This is a genomic window from Bacteroides sp. 2_2_4 (assembly GCF_000157055.1).
Classification (GTDB): Bacteria; Bacteroidota; Bacteroidia; order Bacteroidales; family Bacteroidaceae; genus Bacteroides; species Bacteroides ovatus.
Window position 1 is genome coordinate 84,510 of sequence record NZ_EQ973368.1, and the last position, 23,891, is coordinate 108,400.

9 protein-coding genes and 1 pseudogene are annotated in these 23,891 nt (G+C 45.7%); 1 reads left to right on the top strand and 9 read right to left on the bottom strand.

What is annotated here, in order from left to right; genetic code table 11:
- Nucleotide 1: 1 nt before the first annotated feature.
- Nucleotides 2–4,003, top strand: coding sequence for a two-component regulator propeller domain-containing protein (locus BSCG_RS04635; protein ID WP_008777121.1), 4,002 nt, complete (start codon nucleotides 2–4; stop codon nucleotides 4,001–4,003).
- 63 nt (nucleotides 4,004–4,066) lie between these two features.
- Here BSCG_RS04635 and BSCG_RS04630 read toward each other — a convergent pair whose 3' ends face one another.
- The 9 genes and pseudogenes from BSCG_RS04630 to BSCG_RS04590 all read right to left on the bottom strand — a co-directional run bounded on the left by BSCG_RS04630 (nucleotide 4,067) and on the right by BSCG_RS04590 (nucleotide 23,882).
- Nucleotides 4,067–5,452, bottom strand: coding sequence for a glycoside hydrolase family 43 protein (locus tag BSCG_RS04630; protein ID WP_004297811.1), 1,386 nt, complete (start codon nucleotides 5,450–5,452; stop codon nucleotides 4,067–4,069).
- Nucleotides 5,453–5,491: 39 nt separating this feature from the next.
- Complete coding sequence (locus tag BSCG_RS04625) at nucleotides 5,492–7,849, bottom strand: glycoside hydrolase family 2 TIM barrel-domain containing protein (RefSeq protein ID WP_032849742.1); 2,358 nt, start codon at nucleotides 7,847–7,849, stop codon at nucleotides 5,492–5,494.
- Nucleotides 7,850–7,862: 13 nt separating this feature from the next.
- Nucleotides 7,863–10,745 carry a glycoside hydrolase family 2 gene (locus tag BSCG_RS04620; protein ID WP_007767679.1) on the bottom strand — a complete coding sequence of 961 codons (2,883 nt, stop codon included), beginning with the start codon at nucleotides 10,743–10,745 and terminating at the stop codon, nucleotides 7,863–7,865.
- A gap of 118 nt (nucleotides 10,746–10,863) precedes the next feature.
- Nucleotides 10,864–12,867 (bottom strand): glycoside hydrolase family 97 protein, encoded by a 2,004-nt coding sequence (locus tag BSCG_RS04615; protein WP_004297814.1) that lies wholly within the window; start codon nucleotides 12,865–12,867, stop codon nucleotides 10,864–10,866.
- 247 nt (nucleotides 12,868–13,114) lie between these two features.
- The gene (locus BSCG_RS04610) at nucleotides 13,115–13,498 is read right to left on the bottom strand and encodes a helix-turn-helix domain-containing protein (protein WP_008777125.1); all 384 of its coding nucleotides are present in this window, start codon (nucleotides 13,496–13,498) and stop codon (nucleotides 13,115–13,117) included.
- A 306-nt stretch (nucleotides 13,499–13,804) separates the two neighbouring features.
- Nucleotides 13,805–16,210: pseudogene (locus BSCG_RS04605) on the bottom strand (beta-L-arabinofuranosidase domain-containing protein).
- Between the two features lie 24 nt (nucleotides 16,211–16,234).
- Complete coding sequence (locus BSCG_RS04600; protein WP_139016511.1) at nucleotides 16,235–18,805, bottom strand: TIM-barrel domain-containing protein; 2,571 nt, start codon at nucleotides 18,803–18,805, stop codon at nucleotides 16,235–16,237.
- Between the two features lie 67 nt (nucleotides 18,806–18,872).
- On the bottom strand, nucleotides 18,873–21,437 hold the full coding sequence (galB, locus tag BSCG_RS04595) for a beta-galactosidase GalB (RefSeq protein ID WP_008777128.1): 2,565 nt from the start codon (nucleotides 21,435–21,437) through the stop codon (nucleotides 18,873–18,875).
- 27 nt (nucleotides 21,438–21,464) lie between these two features.
- Entirely contained in the window at nucleotides 21,465–23,882 is a 2,418-nt protein-coding gene (locus BSCG_RS04590) for a TIM-barrel domain-containing protein (RefSeq protein ID WP_008777129.1), read from the bottom strand.
- Between the last annotated feature and the right edge of the window lie 9 nt (nucleotides 23,883–23,891).

Below are 23,891 nucleotides of genomic sequence, written 5' to 3' on the forward strand. Positions count from 1 at the left end.
TATGAAGAAAAATATTCTGTTGTTCATAGTATTATTTTTAGGATTCTGCAACAATACCCTCTATGCACAATTAGCTCGATTATATACAACCGAATCTGAATTGTCCAGCAGTCTGATTACCCAAATCTGCCAAGACCACGAAGGCATGATTTGGATTGCCACCGAAAATGGATTGAACAAATTCGATGGTAACAAAATGACCAGCTATTTCCACCATCGAGGAGATGCCCACTCATTAAGTAATAATTTTGTGAACGCCCTATTTGTCGATAGCCAAGGCCACTTGTTCGTAGGCACCCATGCAGGCGTACAGATGTACCTGCCCCAAACCAACAACTTCACCCCCACAACGATTAATAAAGAAACAGGAAAGCCGTTCGACCAAAATGTGACAGCCATTGTCGAATTGCCTGATGGAAAGCTATTAGCTTCAGGTTATCAAATCGTACAACTTCATATAGAAGGAGACCAGCTATACGAAACCATCTATCAAAACTTGGAAAACATTAAAGGCATCGGACGTATGAGATCAGCCTGCGATGGTACCATCTGGTTCACTCAACGATACAAAGGCATCAATCACTTCAATCCTACAAACAAAAATAATGTTCAAACCTATTTCTGTGAAAACAACAGTTCTATCGTTTCCACCAACCTCTGTTGTAACGGTCAAGGCACAGCATTCTTCGGAACACAACAACATGGACTATATACCTTCAACACCAAAGCCCAGCAAGTCATTTGCCTCACGCCAAACTTCACTCACCCCATCTATACCATATACCCCAACAATGACGAAGAAATCTACATCGGAACCGATGGTTTCGGATTGAAATGCTACAACACCCGTACACAGAAGATTAGCAGCATCTCTTTAGAATACCCCTTTCTCAACCCCGAGAAACTGAAGATTCATGCCATATTTCGCGATAAGAATGGTTCACTATGGTTAGGCATCTACCAAAAAGGAGTACTGATGGTGCCCAGACAAGAACAGAAGTTCAACTACATAGGCTCCAAATCTTACGAAAAGAATCTCATAGGAAACAATGCTATCTCTGCTTTAGCCCAAGATGAACAAGGAAACTATTGGATAGGTACAGATAATGATGGCATTTACCAGCTCAACAACAAACGGCGCACTGTAAATCACCTTGTACCAGGTAATAACAGCAATGTACCCAACATCATTCCTTCGCTCTATCGTTCCTCTACCAACCAAATTTGGTATGGCAGCTTAGGACAAGGCATGGGATGGATAGACCCACGTACCAGCCAATGCCACCCCCTGCAATCAACGCAATATCCAGACCTACACTATCTAGACGTGTATGACTTTGCAGAAGACCGCCATCAAAAACTATGGATAGGCACCCTCGGCAAAGGCCTATTCTGTTACAATTTAAAAACCGGTGACCTACAGCACGATTCATTAGTGAGCCAACAAACCAATGTCTGGATTAACTGTTTACATTATGCTTCCGCCACCGACACCCTCTACATCGGCACTTACAATGGTGCCTATGCCGTACATGCACTAACCCAAAAGATCACAGTCATTTTCCTCCAAAGCATCGTCAATGCTATGACTACCGACCACAAAGGCGACCTTTGGATGGGAACCAATGATGGTCTGTTCCGTCGTGCCCAAGGTCAAACAAAACTTGACACCATCACGATCAACGATGCCCCCAATGGGATGATCATATACTCCATTCGCGAAGACAATAACAACCAACTATGGATGGGAACCAATCAAGGACTCATCTGCCTTAACACACTCACCCTCAAGGCAGACTACTATTATGCAGCAGACGGTCTGCAAGGCAATGAGTTCTGCCGCAACTCTTCGCTCATTGACCAACAAAAACAGCTTTGGTTTGGAGGGATCAATGGTATCACCTACTTCAATCCCGACAATATCATGCACAGCCGCAAGGATTTTAACATTGCACTTAGCAACTTCTATATCTACAACCAGTCTATATCCAGTCATGACTATCGCATCAAGCACAAGGAGAATAACTTCACTTTCGAACTCACAGCCCTCGACTTTGCCATTCCACGCAAGCACATCACTTATCAGTATAGTTTGAACGGTAACCGCTGGATCAGTATGATGAAAGGAGTCTACAAGATTTCTTTCAACAATCTACCCGCCCAACGCTATCATTTGCGTATCCGCGCCCAATATTACGATGTGGAGTCCAATGAACTGAATTTCAGCATCATAGTACTTCCCCCTTGGTGGCGTTCTTGGTGGGCTTGGACAATTTATATACTTATCGGATTCATCGTAGTTGGCATCATACTTTGGTTGGGATACAAACGTTATCAATCCAAGCTTGAAATCAAGCGTTATATCCAAGAAGAAAAAGAGAAGGAAGCCAAATTGCAATTTCTCATCAACATCAGCCATGAAATACGAACGCCCATGTCGCTCATAATCAGTCCATTGCAAAAGCTCATAGAGAATGATGAAGATACTTCATTGCGCAAACGGAACTATAGTCTGATGTACAGGAATGCACATCGTATACTCAACCTGGTGAATCAACTATTAGATGTACGTAAGATTGAGAAAGGACAAATGCACTTGCTATTTAAGCAGACCGAAATGGTATCTTTTATCGAAGATGTTTGTGAGAACTTCATTCAACTATTTACGCGAAAGAACATCAAATTACGTTTTGTCCATTCTGATATCGAGCAATTAAAGCTATGGATTGACCCATCCAATTTCGATAAGATTATCTTCAATTTATTATCCAATGCATTTAAATTCACACCCGAAGGTGGTGAGGTCGTTATTGAGTTGACACAAACCACTCAATCGGCCCAAATCGTGGTTCGCGACACGGGTAAAGGACTGATTGAAGCAGACAAAGAAAAGATTTTCGACCGATTCTTCCAATCCAAACAAGATAGCAATGGAGCAGCCATCGGCACGGGTATCGGTCTAAACCTTACTCGCTCATTAGTCGAGTTGCATCATGGTACTATTCAAGCCGACAACAATGGAGAGCACCAACCGGGATGCCACTTCACTATCACACTTCCCTTAGAATCATCACATTTGGCTGAAGAAGATATGATCACAGAAAAGAGGCCTGAAAACGTTGAAAGCGAGGTCATAAGCGACCAAACGAACGAACGTCTCGCCTCTACATCAGAAACCTGCTACAGCAACGAAGCAAAAGAAGTAGTACGCATAAAAAGCAAAACCAAATACCACGTATTAATTGTGGAAGATGACGAAGAGATTAATGAATACCTTTGTCGTGAATTGGCTGAAGATTTCCACCTCACCTCATGCGGCAATGGCAAAGAAGCTATCGAACTGCTCCACAAGCAGTCATTCAATCTAGTAGTAAGTGACATCATGATGCCCGAAATGGATGGCATAAGCCTTTGCAAGCATATCAAACAGCATTTGCAATTCAATCATATTCCCATTATACTACTCACGGCCAAAACCCGTGAAACAGATAATATCACAGGACTTGCAGTGGGAGCAGATGCCTACATAACCAAACCTTTTAGCCTCAATATACTGCGTAGTACAATATTAAGCCTCATACAGAACAGATTGGCTTTAAAAAACAGTTTTAGCGGTACACAAGAAATAGGAAACAAAGTCGAAAGCCCTACCCTACAAAGTCCAGATGAGAAGTTAATGGAACGCATCATAAAAGTAGTAAACGACAATTTGAGTAACACCGAGATTTCCGTGAAGCAGATTGCCGATGAAATAGGCATCAGCACTGTGCACCTCAATCGTAAGTTGAAAGAGCTCACCAACCAAACCTCCAGTCGCTTTATCCGCAACATCCGTTTGCAGGCTGCCGCACGTTTACTGGCCGAAAAGAAGCACTCCATCGCAGAAGTGAGCGACCTCACCGGTTTCTCAGACCCCAACTACTTCTCCAAGTCATTCAAAGAGCTCTATGGTATGTATCCCACTGCCTATATGAAAGAAAACAATCCTACAGAAACAGATTGATTATAAAAAACAAGCGCCCCCTGCCAGTATTTCACGGCAGAGGACGCAACGAGAAGAATTGAATTATTTAAACTCCCAATAATCTATGTAAGCATAATTATCTTCACCCTTTATATTATTAAACACAAAATATAAATCATGAACACCCGTGACGCGTGGTATATTAGCCTTGATAGTACGATACTTTCCGCTTTTAGTTTTTTGAGGAATCTGTATTTTTCTCACTAACTTACCATTAAGATCATCCAATCGAATCTCTAATGAAATATTCTTTGATTTTTCTCCGCCAACCAAAGCTCTGAAAGCCGAAGCCCCCTTACTACCAAAGTTCACATTAGCTACTTGGATGAAAGCCCCGTTTTTAGTAGCAACAATAGAGATTCCATCATCATGAGAACATGTCTTAATGCCTTCCGACCAAGCCATAGTCTCAGCTTCCACCCTTCTTAATGGATTGAATGTTCTGATAGGTGAAGGATTTTGGTTTTCCATCCACCAAGGTTCCTCATTAATTGTACCATCAGCATTAAAAGCTATTTCGGCCACACAAACCGAACGACGTTCATGATGCTTATTGGTTATGGCATAGTTTAATTGATAATTAAATCCAAAGAGATAAGTTTTACCATGATAATCAATAATTCCTGGATGATTGCCCGAAGAGCGGCCATCGGGTTTCATGAGATAACCTTTAAACACCCATGGTCCAGTAGGCGTATCACCCATAGCATAGCCAATCCCCTCAGGACAGCAAGTAGAAGCATAAGCCATATAATACTGTTTACCTCTTTTATAAATCCAAGGGCCTTCTTGAAAGTGCACATTACCTCTATTTTCTTTAGTGAGATTCGTATCTTTCGTAATTTCTCCCTTCAAGCTAATCATATCCTCATTAAGTTTAGCATACCACATATTTGGATTTCCCCAATACAAATAAGCTTGCCCGTCATCATCAATAAAGACTGTAGGATCAATGCTATCATATTTTCCACTAATAAGCGGCTTCCCAATAGGATCCTTAAAAGGACCATAAGGAGAATCCCCCACTAACACACCTATGCCACGACCTTGAAGAGGACAATATAAATAAAACTTTCCATTTCGCTCAATACATTGTGGAGCCCATGCTCCATTATCAAAGCCACCCCAACCGGAAATTTCCTTGGCCGCCCAAGTGAAATTATGCAAGTTGGCTACTTTACCATGATCAGTCCAATTCACCATGTCAGTGCTGGTGTAAAGCAGCCATTCCTTCATACGGAAGCCTGCATAACCCTCAGGTGCGTAATCCTCATCATGCGTAGTATATAGAAAAACAGTATCATTATGTACCATTGGTGCAGGGTCAGCCGTAAATTTGGTCTGAATAATCGGCCGTTGAGCACTCACCGACATAGTAACCATAAAAGCGCTTAACGTCAAAACACTTTTTAAAAGTTGATTTTTCATATTTGTTAAATCTATTAATGCGATATATTTTTCTATTTATTAGCGAGTTCTAATCACCACCTCAAATGGTTTGTCAATACCCTCTACTTGAATTTCCGCATGGATTACACCAGGTTTACGTGTAGATTGTACAGTAAGCAGAGCATGTCCAAAGTAAGATTTTATCTGGTTGGTATAAAATTTATTTAAACGCAGATCACCGCTATCCAAAGCAACCAAACGTCCCTCACCACTCACCTTCACAGTAATCATTCGATTATCAGTCTGCACTTTCACTCCTTTATCATCTATTAATGTCAGATCTATATGACTCAAATCTTGACCATCCGCTTTAATGGTCTGACGATCCGCCTTCAACTTTAAAGTAGCAAGCTTACCTGCGGTTTCAATCTTCCAATAAGCTACCTCCTTGCCTTTGTTAAAGCCCTTCGCTTCGAGCTTTCCGGGCGTGTAGGGGATGTTCCATACAATGGTATTGTTGGTATAATCAGCCGTACGCTCACGCCCCATCAACTTGCCGTTGCGATACAGTTCTACCTCCTCACAGTTGGTGGTGGTAAGTACCTCAATCACAAGACCATTGAATTTATTGGGATAGTTCCAGTGATCAACAATAGCCGGCCACTGCCACAGATCGCGACCATGATCGATGTCGGCAAAGGGATCCTTCACCGCAATGCGCACCATCGGTGTTTTGTTCCACATTGCACGATGGTAGGCCGCACGAGGTTTTTCGTACATACATACATCGAACAAGCCGTTAGGCCAGCCCTTACTAGGCCAACCTGCTTCACCCAAATAGTCCACGCCAGGCCAGATAAAGCCACCGGCAAAGAAGTCGTTTTCAGCAATCAGACTCCATGGATTGAGCGGCGTATAGCTTCGCAAATTGCCCTCGGCACCGCGATAGTAAGGAAGCTCCTCCGAAATAAGGAAACAACGATTAGGAAATTTCTTGTGATCGCTGATAGCCCGTACTTCAAGATAGTTATATCCTATGACATCAGTCACCCCTGCAAATGCTTCCTTGTGATTATTTTGGGCAGCAAGGGTAACCTTCCTACTGGGTTCTAGCCGATGTACGAAATCTTGCAGCATGGCAGCACGCTTCACATACTCTTCACCCTCTCTCCAGGCTTCCCCCACCTCATTACCTATGCTCCAAAGAATAATACAGGGATGGTTACGGTCACGTAATATCATGTTGCCCAAATCCTTCTGCCACCATTCATCGAAATGACGAGTATAGTAATTATCACCGCTCTTCCATTTGTCAAAAGCCTCATCTATGACCAAAAAGCCCATGCGATCACAGAGGTCTAAAAACTCAGTAGAGGGTTGGTTATGACTCATACGCAGAGCGTTGACACCATACTCTTTCAATATTTCCAATCGACGTTCATATGAACGTAAAGGGACAGCTACACCCATGGCACCGGCATCATGATGCAAACACATACCTTTCAGTTTGACTTGCTTCCCATTGAGCAAAAAGCCACGGTTGGGATCGAATGCGATGGCACGTATGCCGAAAGTGCTAGTATAGACATCAGTAGTGCTTCCACCAGCCTTAACCGAAGTTTCTAGTGTGTATAATGTCGGCGACTCCGGAGTCCAAAGTTTAGGTTGAACCAAATCAAGGAGTTGTTTCACATCAAAAGCTTTACCTGCTTCTACCACCACTCTTTGAGATTTACTTTTAGCCAAGACCTTACCTGTAGCATCTTTGACTTTTTGCAAAAGGGTAACGTACTGTTTTTTAGGGCTGCTATTCTTCACAGTAGTTACCACAGCCACTTGCGCTGCCTCAGCGCTCACCTGAGGGGTTGTGATGTAGGTACCATAAGTATCAACATGCACATCCTCAGTCACATCCAACCAAGCATGACGATAGATTCCAGCGCCCGCATACCAACGCGGACGTCCACCTGTAGTATTGACACGAACAGCCATGAAGTTAAGTTCGCCAGGTGCTTTCAGATAAGGAGTAAGGTCGTAAACTATGCTACAGAAACCATATGGGCGATGACCTAAATGATGACCATTGATATAAACATCGCTCTGCATGAAGATACCATCAAACACGATGCTCACTTGCCGTCCACTGGTACTAGCAGGAAGTATAAACTCTTTTTGATACCAGCCAATGCCTTCTGGGAGATAGGCAGTGGCTCCACCCCATTTGGAATCGAAGTCCTGCTTCACATTCCAATCATGAGGTAATTGTACAGACTCTGAATGACTTTTATCAAAAGGGGTAAGAATATATTTCTGACTATCAGTCAGTGAAAAGTTCCAATCGAAATTAAAGTCAATTTTTTGTCGTGTAGCTGGTCTGGCTGCCAAGTGAAGTGCCAAACTCAGCAACAACGTAATCAATACGAAATTTTTCTTCATTATATTACAATTGTTAGTGAATGATTGATTTGATTTGTTCTACAGACAATATCTGTTTAGGATTAAACTGTTTAGAGTTCATATAATTCAGGATACTCCTATACATCTGCTTACCTTCAGGATACTTCATATTATCTTGAAGTGCCATGCTACAGACCATCAGTTTACCTTTACCCACTTGAGCTTCAAAAAGTACACCGAGCTTACGGTTGAGCACAAAGTTGTCGATAACTTGCACCATAGGGCGATACTCACGAGGCAATGAAGCCATGTCGATAGGACGACCGTTACGCAACAGACGGAACCACTGCCAATTGCTGTGATATTCTGTAGGGAAGTCTGCAAATACAGGATGTTCATCATCAGTCAAGATTCCCATGGTACCCACATTCCCATATTTCTTGAACATATTATAGTTCCAAAAATCACTCTGAAAAGCCCCATCTACACTGGTAGGAAGCACCTCAGGAGTAGGCAAAATCAAAACCTTCTTACCTTTCTTCAAAGCTTCTTGTGCTTTTGGGTTGAACGAAGTGAAGACCTGTACTTTACCTTCCTTAATTTTTGCATCAGCCGGATAAACCCAAATAGAATAAGTATTCTCATACTCAGTACCCTCAATACTAATCGTGATATTCAACTTCTGTGCGTGATTAATCCCATCCAAGGAATAACGAAGGGTAGCGATGTCAAAGACATTACCTTGAGGAATATCTTTCAACCCGAATGAACCTTTATCAATCAGGTTTCCTTGTCCATCCTTAATAGACCAATTCACAGGCTTAGACAAAGATTTTGCACTATAGTTAGCTACTTGCACACGTCCCTCAAATGTGTCGTTGTTCGTAAGCGTAAATTCAGGATAACGCAAAAGAGGTACTACTTCGGAACAGAACTGATGCCATTCCTTTTGAGAAATCACGCCCTTGGGTTTGAAATAGGCATTCAGTACACCCACCAAAGCACAACCTTGGCCCGGGAAGTCCTGTAAATCGAGTAATTGAAAACCACCATAGTCTTTGGTTCGAAGAGCTGACTCAATTTCCTCACGATAGCAGAGAGCAGCCAAAGCACCCGAAGCTTTAAAATATTTATGGCTCAAATCGCCCAAACCCGCTTTATCCAAACGCTTTTGATACTCTACAAAGTTATTCAAGGTGGTTACCCCCGTATAAAGATGAATCTCTGACGTATCTGGATACATCTGATATTGCCCCGTTTCATGACCAATCACAGGAATTGTAGAGTGTGAATTTCCAGCAGAGAAATCATAGTCTGTACCCCGAAGATAGTTGTTCATATGACCAAACTTAGATTGTGGGAAAGAAGCACGGACCTCATAGCCTTCACAGTCCGTGTATACGCCCGCTCCATATTTTCCACCTGTGAGTGTGCTAGACCAGTAATCATCCCCCTCTTGCTGTTGGGGTCTGGTCAGGAAATTGTTACTACCTGCTGCATAAAGTTTACGAGGGTCATGAGCACGAAAACCCGTGATGATTTTTTGCAACTCTTGCCGATCGCCACCTAGTTCATTGCCAATTTCGAACATAACGAACGAGGCGTGGTTACCAAACTGATCAAGCAGTCTTCTGCCCTCTCCTATTAAATAAGTAGTAGTGTTGTCATAAACTTCCAGTTTCTGCTCCACATCTCCCTGAACGACTTTCGCCTTACGACCTACGCTGCCCCAATGAGGAAGTTCAGGGAGCATATAGATACCTACAATGTCGCAAGCAGTGAAGCAAGCTTCCGGTGGGCACCAAGTGTGGCAACGAATGTGGTTGATTCCCCAATCTTTAAGTAATCGTAGAATCTTAACCCATTCATCTACATTCATAGGAGCATAACCTTGGTGAGGAAAGACTTGTCCATCGTGTTTTCCACGCAGAAAGGTTGGAGTCCCATTAATGGTAAACTGTTTACCATTTGTGGCAAATTTACGCATGCCGAAGTTTAGTTGACGATGATCAGCCATCACATCCTCACCGCTCTTAAGCTCACTACTCATCGTCAATTTATAGAGTGCCGGATTCCATTCGCTCCACAAGTGCACATCTTGTCCCATGGGATAAATAAATTCACGCACCGTATCAGTGTTCGACACCCCTTTAACGTGAAAAGTTTTCTCTGGAATCGTATGTTTCTGACTACCTGCATTCCAGAGGTTGGCGCATAAACGAACTGTACCTTCCCACTGTCTGTCAGTCACACCGTCAAAGACACATTTCACCTTCACTGTCTTCGTGTCAATATCGGGATAAAGTTGTACTTGATCTACCCAAATATCCTCATAAGCACAGAGTTGAATCTTACCGAGCATACCATTCCAATTGGTGGCAGTACCATCGTTGGACTGATGGCCTATGGATACAGGCGGCAATAATTTTTTATCATTTCCATTATAAATACGCACAGTCAGTTTATGTTTACCTGGAACCGCCTCATTGGACAGCAAAAATTTCTGTTCACAGATATAAGTGGAGTCACAGCCGATGTATTGTCCATCAAACCAGACCATTGACCCCTTAGCGCGCTCAATTGAGAACACCACACGTTTCCCTTTCCAATTTTCTGGAATAGTCACCTCTTTTTCATACCAAGCATATCCACGGTAGGCATACTTACGCTTCGACTCCGGTCGCCCCTTTTTGGCCTCATCAGTAGTACCTGGAAGCGACATACTATCCCATTGCGAATAGTATTTATACCATTCATTCTGCAATCCTTGATTGTTATAGTCTAAGGCCAATCTCCACTGACCAGACAGGTCAATGTTATCGCCTCCCGTAGTTGTTTGTGCCTTGCACATCAGACTAAAAGCCAACAAACCACAGCAAACATATAGTTTAAGCTGTTTCATGTTATAGATTTTAATAAATTCTTTAATTTTCATGGTTCTATGCTATTTTTATATTCAGCGTGTACAAAAATATGAAATTCCATCATTAGTGTCGTCTTTATTCCGAGAACATCCATTGTCTCTGATAAATAATGTAGAAAACTTTCTAATTTTATTCGACAATAATTATACCACCCAACGGTTGCAAGGTAACTTTCGCATTGCCACTCTTGTCTATTTTCAGACTTGTCAATTCGGAGGCATAACTGTCAACATTCTCTTTGTCTTCTTGCTTTATGATACGGCGCGGCTTGTCAACATAATACTTTACTATCTTTCCGGCAAGCATCGGGAGATTTACGGTCAAGGTCATGGGATGGTCTGTGCCATTCAGTCCCCCTATATACCAATGTCCATCATGCTTGCGGGCTATGATACAATACTTTGTGGGATATCCGTCAATGAATTGCGTCTCCTGCCAAGTGGTAGGGATATTGCGCGCAAAATCCAGAACATGCTGTGGCATATCTTCAAGGTTATTTGGCATTATAGCGACACAGTTTACGTTAGTCTGGTTGGTGATTGCTGTAGCCAATTCAAAGATATCCGACGTGTATCTCGGATGCCGACTCTTATTGTTCTTGCTGAAACGCTTATTCATAAACACTCCTCCCCAGTCGAAGCTGGCAACAGCATTTCGGCAAAAAGGATGCAGCGTCATGTCAAAACCTTCTGAACGTGAAAACCTATTGGTGAAATTCATGTTCTCTGAGGCAAGAGCCGCCTCACTTGCCACAAAATTGGGATAAAGTCTTTCCCAACCTCTTGGAAGAGTGCAGCCATGGAATATAACCTGCAAGCCGTATTCATTGGCATCGCTTAGTATCTCTTCATAAAGCTGCATCGTCTGCTGCTTGTCACCGCCAAAGAAATCAACCTTAATACCTTTCACGCCAATCTTCTGCATCCACTTCATATCACGCTTGCGGGCTATGCAGTTATTCATCACACCGTGTGGACCTTGTGGAGCGTCGTTCACCGCTCCATTGCTGTTATACCAAAGCAGTAGCTCCACATTCTTGCCTTTCGCATATTTTGCCAGACGTTCAATGCCCTCATAGCCAATGCGTGAATCCCATAAAGCGTCAACGAGAATATACTCATATCCCATCACTGATGCAAGGTCGACAAATTTCACCTGATCGTCCCAGTTCATCGAACTGTCTCCCCAAAGAATCCAGCTCCAAGTATATCGTCCTGGTTTATAATCATACTTTGTTTCATAAAGTGGGTCAAGGACATCAAATTGAACCGTTGTCTCAACAATCGGCTTCAGAGAATTTCCCACCGTAATGGTACGCCATGGTGTTGCTGACGGAACAGGTACCGCCGGTGTTACGCTTCCTATTCCATTGTTCTCGCCTTCTTGTGGGAACAGCAGGCTATATCCCGTTTCTTGATTGTAATCACTCAATCGTGAGCCGCAATAATTGCTTGTCACTCCAGTTTCGCTCACCAACGCCCAATAGTTGATATCTCCATCCGGGATGCGAAACAGGCAAGGGAATGTGAATCCTTGCTTACTGTTTGATTTGCGCTGTGCCACAGGAACATCTGCTTCGTAGGTTTCCTCGTAAGATGGTTTTGTTCTAGCAAAACCAACCATTGGTAGGCTCTGCTGGCAGAGGAAACTTGTGGCAGCTTCTGCCAGTCGGAAAGACGTCGTTTCTTTAAGAATGACGGCACTCAGCGGAATGCCTTTCTCATTGTTGGGCTTTTGAAGCTCGTAGCGGAAAGCCACGCTATTGTTGGCCACACAGAAAGCGACAGTCATGCAATGTCCATCCTTGTTCTCAAAAATAAGATCCATCTTATTTGATACGTAATGAAATTTATTCTGCTTGGTGTTAATCATATAGTAGTCTTTCACTACATTATCCTCACGCTGTACATCTTTCAATTTCAAGTTTTTCGAGAAATCGGCATAATTGGCAACAAGACCTAAACGGGACTCTGTCAGCACAAACTTTCCGTCGTAACTCACAGAATATACCGGCATACCATTTTTGTTGTTTACACATACGTTCAATCTGCCGTCGGGTGAAACGACAGTGTCGTCGGCCATAACAGTTACCGCTATCACGAACATAAGAAAAGATAAGTTTATTCGCTTCATATCAAGAATAATAAGTAAGTTGTAAAAATTAAATTATACTAAGCCGCATGGGTAAAATTGATAATGAGTTCATCCCCGACTGCCGCCAATGCTCTGTTTGTAGCATAGAACAGGGAGTCCGTGGATACATAGTCCGCCTGTCTGAGCCATTTACCTTTGAGTATGCGCCACAGCGTCTCGACTATGTTGAGATGTGCGATCTTGTACGCATAGAGCTGCGGCGAGGGCTTTCCCTTGGAACGTTTTCTTATACGTCTATATCTCGTGCCAATGCGGATAAAAAAGCTCGGAACGTACTCTCGCTCGCTTCCTTGCCGGAGGCCTGCTGCCAGGATTCCTTGGCTTTCTTCACGCTCTGCTCGATGGCTTTGCGAACCGCTTCTTTGTCCAAGCAGTCCATTATTGGCTTTCGCCCACGTCCTGGACGTGTTTCCAAACCTGCAATTCCTTCTGACTCGAAGCGTTTCACCCAAGCATTTACAGATACAAGTGTCATTTCCGTTTGCGAGCCGACATCCTCTGATTTCAGATCCTGTGATTTCAAAAGAATTGCGCGGCAAGGCATACGGTATGTATGGCTCTTGCCAGCACGGAAACCTTTTTCCAATTCCAGACGTTGCGCCTCTGTCAATTGGAAAACTTTGATCTTTGCGATAGCTATATGTATTTATGAGGTTACGCAAAGCCATGAAAAATATTCGATTTAAACTAATTTTCAACATCTACTTATAGATTTTAATAAATACTTTAATTCATAGGTTCTATACTTATATTTATATTCAGTGTGTGCAAAAATATGAAATCCTATCATTAGTGTCATCTTTATTCCGAGAATGTCCAATAGTCAAAAAACATGATGTCTTTCAGAGCTTTGCCGCGACATACAAAATAGATGTCTTTCACACCGTTTACTGGCGCTATCTCTGTATCTAATACTTTATTCCCATTGTTGGTTTAGCAGGCGCAGGCTGTAAATAGGTCCGGCAGTAGTACCCTTCTGCGACTTGAATGTGACACTCACTTGCTGTTTGCCTTTGAGCATCTGAGTAGGTATGGGGTACTCTACAGTCATAAACTTGTCAGAGTTCCATTTGTTTTGCAGATTTTCGTTGGTGAGGAGCTGATCGTTAATAAGGATGGAGAACCGACAGTTACCGTTTTCATTTCCCCAGTAAGTGACACAGAGCGAAAGGGTGGCCTTGCCGTTGGTAGATAACTCATAGGTAAAATATCCATCGTTATTGGCTTTGCGCCATGCGGCTCCATGAGTATTGCCTGTACCAGATCGGTTGCTCTTCACATTGTGGTCAATCTCCGGCTGTTGCTCACCACAGGTCACCATATCCACCGTTCTTGCGTCTAGTTGCAATCGCTTCTTTTCTGCATCCATCTTCTCCGCTTGATAGCTGCGGTATTGGCTGTCAGACATTGATAACCAATATATCATATATCGGCAGTCGTGGAGAGAGGCGAAAGGCTGAAGCTCAAGCTCGGCATACTTATCCTCAAAAAGACCCGGCACAGTGAATGTACATGGCTTGCCTGCCACGGGTTTCATCTGACTTAGTTTCTGAAGAATTTTCTCTCTGTCACCGATAATCATCGGTGTGTCGAACAGAGATACTAACGGACCGTGAGCTATGTGCCCCCAACGGTGGTCGCTGGCAACAAGACCGTTGAGGTTTTCTTTCCCAACGTTAGCTCCCAGGAGTATTGGTCCACGCATAATGGCTATGTATTCGGGATGATGCTTCAATTCTTCAATACGTATATTCATCGGCATCTGCACCTCCACAACATCGCCGTTCTTCCACTTTCTGTTAATCGTATAATAGCTGTTGGCAGCGGTTGTTGTCTCAATACTTTTCCCGTTGACGGTGATAATTACCTTACCATCGCCCACCCAGCCCGGCTTACGTACGAACAATGGAAATTTCGTGCTTTTCTTCGCTGTGATGGTGAGACACGTTTTGCCTTCATTAGGAAACGAAGTAGTCTGTGTTAGACTGATCCTCCGCTTCTTCCATTCGAGTCGCGAGGAGATGAAGAGGTTGACATAGAGCGAATCTCCAGTGTGGGCGTAAATAAACTCGCCATACTTACCATGGTTTTCCATACCGGTACCCACGCAACACCACATCGCCTCGTTAGGAGCGGAGTAAACACGGTAGTGGGCGGGACGAGCGGGAGTAAAATATACATATCCACCGTGTTCGGGATGCTGGGTAGAAAGAATGTGATTGAACAAAGCGCGCTCATAGAAGTCTGCATAATCCGCTGTAGGATTCATTCGGAAAAGTCCCTCAGTGAGGCGTAACATATTGTAGGTATTGCATGACTCCGGCCCCTCGCGATCATCTACATAGCTCAGATAATCCGTGTCATCGGGGAAATGTTCGCGACGACTGTTACCACCGAAAGCGAGGGATCGGTTGGCTGTGACTGTTTACCAAAAAAAATGAGCAGCACGAGTGTAGTCAGTCGCATCGCTACTACGCTTCGCTTGGACACTCAGTTCAGCCACACGCTGATAACCAACAGCTTTCGGCACCTGGGTGTTTGCGTGCTTGTTGTCAAGATTATCTCTTCCGTCACGCATGCTCTCAAACAGCCATTTATGAGAGAATCGTTTCGCCGCATCGAGATATTTCGTATCGCCCGACATCTGATATGCATCGGCAAATACCTCGTTCATACCACCAAACTCATTATTGAGCATCTGCTCCATCTGTTCGTCGTTAAGACCTCTAATTACACCGATTCCCCAATCACAGTAATCCAAGAACATCTTCTTCGCCAACTCATTGTCGGCATAGAGCCATGCATCGCGCAGTCCGGCATAGAGCTTGTGGAGATTGTACCAAGGAGCCCAATATTTCCATATAGTGCCGACATTGCCTTTCTTGATTTCATTCCATCCCGCCTTTCCGTTGGGAATACCTCCGATGTATCCATCACCATTCGCTTGCTGGCATCTGTACAGTTCACTGAGCATATAATCCATCCGTCGTTTGAACTCTTCGCCACCGCCGGCTCTGTAATTCATCGCCATGGCAGAAAGATAGTGACCAGCCACGTGGCCATCCAGTCCCGGCCAGTTGGGAAACTTTTCTGCTTTAGGTTTCAGTCCGGCCTCGATGAAGAACGGGGCCAATAGTCTGTCAACATCATATTCCAATAGTACACTGCGGTTGAGGTCTTGGGCATGTTTAAACGGTCCGTCAAGCAGTTGCACATCACTCAGCGGAAAGAGTTCGGGGTAGAGTTTGTCCTGAGCATGGGTCATGCTGACGAAAGCCGGACAGAGGCAAAGGACGGTTGCTATCAGTTTCTTACTAATCATATTTTCAATCATATCATTATAATGTTATTGTTTTTTACTCATTGTTATTCTTTTCCCAAAATACTCCACTGTCTTCTGCTGTCCGTCAGGGAACATCATTATGAATGTTCGGCTTTCGGGCATTCCCTTATACTCTCCTTCGCGCTTGGCAATGGTGAGCTGCTGCTTGGACTCACTCCAAGTGAATTGGATGAGGGAGCGTTCGCCATGCCCGTAGTTATAGGTCTCTCCATCATCTTCGTAAAGTGAAAAGGTGCAGTCTCTACCAGGATAGATGCGAATGGAAAGCGGAGCAGCTGACTTGTCGGCAGCATAACGCTTGCCTTGAGCCATGGGGATAATGGAGCCGGAGCGAACGAAGACAGGCATCGACTCAATGCTCTCAGTGGTTGTCACTGATGTGCCGCCGGAGTAGCGCTTACCGGTGCGGAAATCATACCAGTCAGAGGACTTAGGGAGATAAGTCGTCCAGCTATTGACATTTGGCTCGACTATTGGAGAGACGAGCAACGATGGGCCAAACATATATTCGTACTTCTGTTGCAACGCGCGCTCATCATCGGGGAAGTCCATCACCAACGGTCGCATAATGGTGTAACCTTCGTTGGTGACGCGAGCGGCATTGCTATAAATGTAAGGCATGAGCGAATAACGAAGGGTGATGTATTTTCGAGCTACCCTCTCCACCAGCTCGCCGTAACGCCATGGCTCGGTGTCGCTCATATATCCGTGCACTCGCATCAGCGGCAGAAATGCTCCCACCTGAAGCCAGCGCAGAAACATCTCGTGATACTCCGGGCTTTCGTATTGGTTCCACGGACGGAAAAATCCTCCCGCATCAAAAGTCCACCAAGGCAGTCCGGCTGCCATCTGTCCTAGTCCGCCCGCTATTTGTCGGCGCAGAGTCTCCCAATCGTGACCAACGTCGCCCGACCATGTAGCAGCGGCATAACGCTGTAGTCCGGGAAATCCGCTACGGGTGAGTATCATCACTCGCTTCTCGGGAGCATCCTTTCTCAGTCCGGTGAACACAGTGCGGTTGACAAACATCGGGAACGCATTACGGTACACCTCACCCGGCCACTGCCGGTTGTTTATCCGCCGTCCCTGCAGGTCATCGTTCTCTGGTTCAGTGGCGTCCTGCCACCATGCATCGATACCGTATGGTTTGAGCAGTCCGTTACTGAAATTCGCCCAGTAGTAGTCGGTAGCCTTGGAATTGAAGAAGTCCACCCAGTCTATTCCTGGCAACAGATATCCCAGCTCTTTTGCTTTCGCTCCGACAGCCGATTCCTCGTCCACTTTCGCCCAAACGGAAATCATCAATCGGATATTCTCATTGTGCAACTCCCTCACCATTTGTGCCGGATCGGGATAATTCTCTTCATCAAATCGCATGGCGTTCCAACCGTATTTTCCCCAGTATTGCCAGTCCTGTACAATCATGTCGATAGGGATGTCGCGCTTACGAAATTCCTTGGCATTCTCCAGCAACTCCTGCTGCGTCTTGTATCGCTCGCGGCAGTGGATGTAGCCCATCGCCCATAACGGCATCATCGGAGCATTGCCCGAGAGCTGTCGGTAACTGGCTATCACCTCATCGGGACTGCCTGCGAACACCGTGTAGTCGATGCCGGTGGATACTGGCGATCGCAATTCCGTTTCATTGATGTTCTTTCTCCAGTATACAGTAGGCTTGTCGCGCTTCTCACCCTCGACCACCACCTTGTGACGACCCTTCGTGAGTCGGGTCATGAAAGATGTTGTGGGCGGCAACCACAGATTGTTGATATCCACCATAGTCTTGCCGTCTATAATTACCTTATGTTTGCGTGCCATCCTCTGGCCAACATCCATCAGTATGGAATATTCTCCTGTTTCCGCCACCTCTATCTCCGCCTCAAAAGCGTTGATGTTGCGCGTCTCTTTCTTGTTGCCTTTGGTGGAGGTGACATCGACGGTGATTGTCTTGCCCATGCATTCCACAGGATTCAGAACCTTAGACTGAGAGGCGGGATTGAACTCCGTGAGACCGTAGTTGTTCCACAGCAGAGCGTAGCCTTTGTTCGACAAAACGAACGGGATGGAAATCTGGGTATTCACCTGAGTGAGCCGACGAGAAAGACCGCGCACATTGACATATCCATCCTGAAACTGTCCCGTACCGAAAAGATATTCGTCTGCAGGCGAGAAGAATCGCTGAGCGACAGCGGTGGTTGCTTCTCCTTGCACCTCCGATTCTCTCATTGTTCGTCCGTGGGAGATTTCTTTGAGCAACACCTTCCCCTTCGCATCGGTGAATGCAATGGCATCGGTGGCAGCGTCATATACGGCCGTCATATTCTTAACTTTCAACGTAGTCGTGCCACCACGTTCACAGACAGAATATTTCACGTTTTCCACTTTGTTCACATATATCAGTTCATCGGGCTGCACACCAACCGAGCCGGCCACTTGTATTCTGATTGCGTTGTCGTTCATCGGAAGCATTACGATATTTCCGCCCTCACGTTTTATCTCCACCTTATTGGCGGCAGCATCAACCGGCATTGCCGAGCCGAGAAGACATAGCAGAAATATATTCTTTATTTTCATAGTGCTTAATAATAAACTGTTATTTCGTATTCTTTTTGATTGCGGAATATCGTCTTTATGCCCCCGCTTACTTCCTCGATTTTATTATCACCTCGCCAGCCTGCAATCCGTTACTTTCGGCTTTCACTCGGATTGTTCCCGTCTCGCCTTTCTTTGTCCGCACTATTGCGAGCGCCATTCCGTTAAACGCCTTGCGCTGCGGCGACTGAAACGACTCAAACGACGTGGCGTCACCATTGTCGGTGGCGATGATTTCAGCAGGTCCCTCCACAGAGAACTTCACCGTCGCATCGCTTCGTGGCACAAGTGTACCCTGCGCATCGCAGACCTTCAGCGTGATGAAAGCGAGATCCTTGCCATCACATGTTATCTTGTTGCGATCAGCAGAGAGTTGCAGAGTGGCAGCTTCCAATGCTGTGCGCTGCACAGCCGTCGCCCACTCCTTGCCGTCCTTATATGCAACCACCTTTATCTCGCCCGGCTCGTACGCCACGTCATGCCACACCAGTCGATAATCTTGTCGCGCCACCTTCTTCTTGCGTCCGAGGCTCTTGCCGTTTAGGAACAGCTCCGCCTCATCCCCCGATGTATATACATGCACCGGAACTTTTTGCCCCACTCTCTCCGGCCAAGTCCAGTGAGGCAGGATGTGAGCCATCGGATAGTCAGGCCGCCAGTGCGACTGATAGAGATAATATCGGTCTTTCGGAAATCCCGCCAAGTCCACAATGCCGAAGTAACTGCTGCGTGATGGCGGAGTCTTTTTTCTCAGTTCCTCCAGTTCCTTAGCCACCTCAGCCTGCTTCGCCTTGTCATGGCGATAGTTGGTCAATACCGTCTCGTCAGAATTATACGGCGTAGGCTCACCCAAATAGTCAAATCCCGTCCACACAAACTCACCCATCAGGTGAGGCTTCTCCTCAAACATGCGGAACATAGCGTCGGGCGGACACATCCATCCCGTGTTCAGCTGTCCCTTGTGACGGTAGTCGTAAGACGAAATCTGATAGTTCTGCAATGCATCGCGATCGTAATTAAAAGTGTAAAAACCACGAGTGCTTACCTGTGACGAAGTCTCTGCGCACAGTGTCGGCATATCCTTGTATCGTGGGTCTTTCTCAAATCGCTCCTGCCCGCCGTAGAAATAGTTTATTCCCATCACGTCGAGCGACAGCGGTGCTCCCACGTCACGCGCTCCGTCAGGGTCGTTATATCCCGCAGTCAGCGGACGGGTCGAATCTTCGCGGCGGGCGATGTCGGCAAGGTGTTTCGTTATCTCCACCCCGCGCTGCTCTATCACCTCGTTGCCTATCGACCACAGCACGACACATGGATGGTTGCGGTCTCGATGTATCATCGCCTTCAAATCCTTTTCATGCCACTGCTCATATATGCGGGCGTAATCACTTTTACGCTTGCCTGCCGCCCATGCGTCGAAGGCTTCGTCCATCACGAGAAATCCCATTTTGTCTGCCAAATGCAGAAACTCCGGAGCCGGCGGATTATGCGAACATCGCAGAGCGTTGTCCCCCATCTCGCGCAGTATGCGGAACTGTCGTTTCAGCGCACTCAGATTAAACGCTGCGCCCAGAGCCCCAAGGTCGTGGTGGTTGCACGTGCCCTTTATCACCGTCACCTTTCCGTTGAGTTTAAACCCGTCGCGAGCCGTAAACTCAATGGTACGCACGCCAAAGGCGGTGCGGTATTCGTCAATCAGCTTTCCGTCTGTATATAATCGTGTGACAGCCGCATAGCGGTTGGGCGAGTCCACTTCCCATAACTTGGGACTCTTTATCTCGCCTCCGATGTTCACTTTCATGCTGCCGTTAGCTCTCACCGCCACTTCTTTATTCTCCAATCGTGCCGCCCTGCCACGCAGACGGTCATCAGCATCCAAAACATATATGCTTGTTTCCACACTGACAGTCTTCACCACCGATGTATGGTTTTCTATTGTTGTCTCTACATTCACCTTCGCCGCAACGGTGCTCACCTCAGGAGTAGTCACGAATGTCCCCCAATGCCCGACATGCACCTGTTCGGTCTTCGTCAACCATACATTGCGGTAGATTCCCGCTCCCGAATACCAGCGAGAGTCAAACTTCTCTGTGTTCAATTTCACGGCTATAAGATTGTCTTCGCCGAACTTCACGTATGGCGTAAGGTCGAAACGGAATGAATTGTATCCATACGGCCATTCGCCCACGAACGTCCCATTCACCCATACCTCGGTATAACACATCGCACCATCAAAGTCAATATATATCCTCCGTCCTGCATCGCTCTTGTCTAAAGTGAAATTCTTCCTATACCATCCGATGGCCTTGTAAGGCAGTTTTCCCATCTCTCCCGCCAGTTCTATACGGAACGGTCCTTCGATAGCCCAATCGTGTGGCAACTCCAATTTCCTCCATCGACTGTCATCAAAAGCCGGCTTTTCCAGTCCCTTAGGTTCATCAATTCGCCCTCCATCAGGCTGTAGGCCATAGCGGCAGAAACGCCAGTTGTCATTAAAACTCTCGCAAGCCGGTTGTCCGTTGCGTGTCAGTGTCTTGTTCGTTGCGACCGCATCAGTGCCAACCAGCAGCATAATTGCCATAAATAGCAATTTGAAATAAAAAAATCTTCTCATATTTTCTTATATCGTTAACTTCACTTGTTATAGCTTTATAGCGATTTTCTTGCCATTGTAATCTACCGTCTTTTGTTTACTATCCGGCAACGTCACCCTGAATGTTTTCTTAGCAGTCATGCCACGGAATGAACCTCGGCGGTTGTGTATCGTGAGCGTGCGTGTGCGGTTGTTCCATGTCATGGGAATCTCGCTGTATTTGCCCTGTTCATAGTCATAGCCGTCACCACGATCTTCATATAGCGTAAACTCGGCATTAGCTCCGGGATAAACACGTATCTCAAGATTATCCCACACCTTCTCGCCACTATACTGTACATCAGGGCCTATCGGCAATATCGAACCACCACGGATGAAGAAAGGAATCTCGCTGAACGGAATCTCAAGTTTCACGTCCTGACCTCCATCGTATACCTTACCGTTATGGAAATAATACCATCGGCTGCCGGCGGGCAGATAGACTGTATGCTCCGAGGGATGGCTGAAATCCACATTTTCCATTGCATTCATTTGGGTCCTCCCCGTATTTTTGTCCCATCCCGCATTAGCATCGGCATCGTGGCGAACAACCTCCGGCGTGTACTGCGCATTGAGTATAGGAGTGGCAAGGATGGCGCGACCGAACATATACTCATCGTTGAGACTCTTAGCCTTTGTGTCAGTAGGGAAGTCCATCACCAAGGCACGCATAAACGTATCACGCCGCTTACTCACGCTCCATGACGTGCTATAAACATAAGGCAAGAGACGATAACGCAACTTTATCGCTCCTAGGAGGGCATCATAAACAGGTTCGCCTGCCTTACCATAATAATACAACTCGCGAGGTACGTCTGCACCATGACTGCGCATCATTGGAGTAAACACTCCCTGCTGTGTCCAACGGGCATAAAGCTCATGATAGGCGGGATTCTCGTAGGCAGGCTTACCTTTCCACGAACGGTTGTATGAACCGGCGAAAAATCCACCGAGGTCAGAATTAAAATTAGGATTGCCGGTAAGTGAAAAATTCAACCCTGCGGGAACCTGCTTTCTAAGCATATCCCATGTAGACACCACATCGCCGCTCCACACATTAGCACCATAACGCTGCTGACCAAAGGTGCATGAACGAGTAAGTATAAACACACGTGAACTGTCGCTCTCAGCACGCTGATGGTCGTACACACCGCCAACGGTCATCAGCGGAAAGGCGCACAACACACTGCGATAGCTGCCCATACCTGTCTGTCGGTCGAAATCCGCTGGTTGCCAATTGAAGTGGTCAGGTTCTGTACTGTCCATCCACCAGCCGTCCATTCCAAGATCGTAGATGCGCTTCAGATTCTCCCAATATATATCACGAGCTTCCGAAGAATAGCAGTTATACACCCTTACACCACTCGGATAATCCTGACGTGGAGGCCACTGATGACTGATGCCCGACTGCGGCCATGTCTTTATGTCAAACAACAGTCCTTTCTCATCAAGCTGGCGGTAAGGCTTCGTCATCGGTCCAAACGACGACCAAATAGAAATCATACATTTAGCATTCTGTGCATGGACCTCGTCAATCATCGCCTTAGGATTTGGAAACGACTCGCTCATAAACTCCATAGCGTTCCACAGATAGTTGTTTCCCCAATACTGCCAGTCCTGAATCATACAGTCTATCGGTACTCCATCCTTACGATAACGATGAAGCACATCAAGCAATTCCTGCTGACTTTTATATCTCTCACGGCTCTGCATAAATCCATACGACCACAGTGGCAGCATTGGTACATCGCCCGTAAGTTCACGAACGCCCGACACCACTCCATCGGCATTACCTCCATATATAAAATAATAGTCTACGGCATCGCCCACTTCCGACGAGAAAGCAACTTCAGTGCCTTTATCAGAAATATTTGTAGGCGAATAATTATCCCAATATATTCCGTATCCTTTTTCCGACTGGAAGAACAGCACACCGTCCTCTGTATTTCCCGGTCGCAACTGTCTGTTTACTCCCCGCTGTGACATCTTTCCGTTTTGCAATATGCCGAGACCATATATAGCCTCGTCTTTCTCTAACCTGAATCCCTGCTTCACTTTCCACGACTTACGCCCAGCGTCATCTACCGAAGTGAACACTGCTTCCGATGCTTCCCTAACAATCTCTGCACGCTTCGCCATGCGATAAACAATCTCACCACTGTGTTTTGCCACTGCAATCTGTATGCGGCTGTCCGAGAGGAACAGTGTGTCCTGCGTCTCCTTTACCTTGACTTTAATCTCCTTCGGAGCGGCAGTCACTGCGAGGCTTTTCCTTACAAACTCCGCCGTAGTAGGTGTCTTCACCACTCGCACCACACCGTCGGCATACCATTCCACCTTGACTTGTCCTTGCCCCACTTTCACTGTATAAGTGGCCGCTTCACTTGTCCCTGCCAGCAAACAGAGTAAAAAACAAAATTTTCTCATATTTATTTT

Bases quoted from the DNA above. Each gene is read 5' to 3' on its own strand.
- BSCG_RS04635 (WP_008777121.1), top strand. From the start codon at position 2: ATGAAGAAAAATATTCTGTTGTTCATAGTATTATTTTTAGGATTCTGC.
- BSCG_RS04630 (WP_004297811.1), bottom strand. From the start codon at position 5,452: ATGAAAAATCAACTTTTAAAAAGTGTTTTGACGTTAAGCGCTTTTATG.
- BSCG_RS04625 (WP_032849742.1), bottom strand. From the start codon at position 7,849: ATGAAGAAAAATTTCGTATTGATTACGTTGTTGCTGAGTTTGGCACTT.
- BSCG_RS04620 (WP_007767679.1), bottom strand. From the start codon at position 10,745: ATGAAAATTAAAGAATTTATTAAAATCTATAACATGAAACAGCTTAAA.
- BSCG_RS04615 (WP_004297814.1), bottom strand. From the start codon at position 12,867: ATGAAGCGAATAAACTTATCTTTTCTTATGTTCGTGATAGCGGTAACT.
- BSCG_RS04600 (WP_139016511.1), bottom strand. From the start codon at position 18,805: ATGAAAATAAAGAATATATTTCTGCTATGTCTTCTCGGCTCGGCAATG.
- galB (WP_008777128.1), bottom strand. From the start codon at position 21,437: ATGAGAAGATTTTTTTATTTCAAATTGCTATTTATGGCAATTATGCTG.
- BSCG_RS04590 (WP_008777129.1), bottom strand. From the start codon at position 23,882: ATGAGAAAATTTTGTTTTTTACTCTGTTTGCTGGCAGGGACAAGTGAA.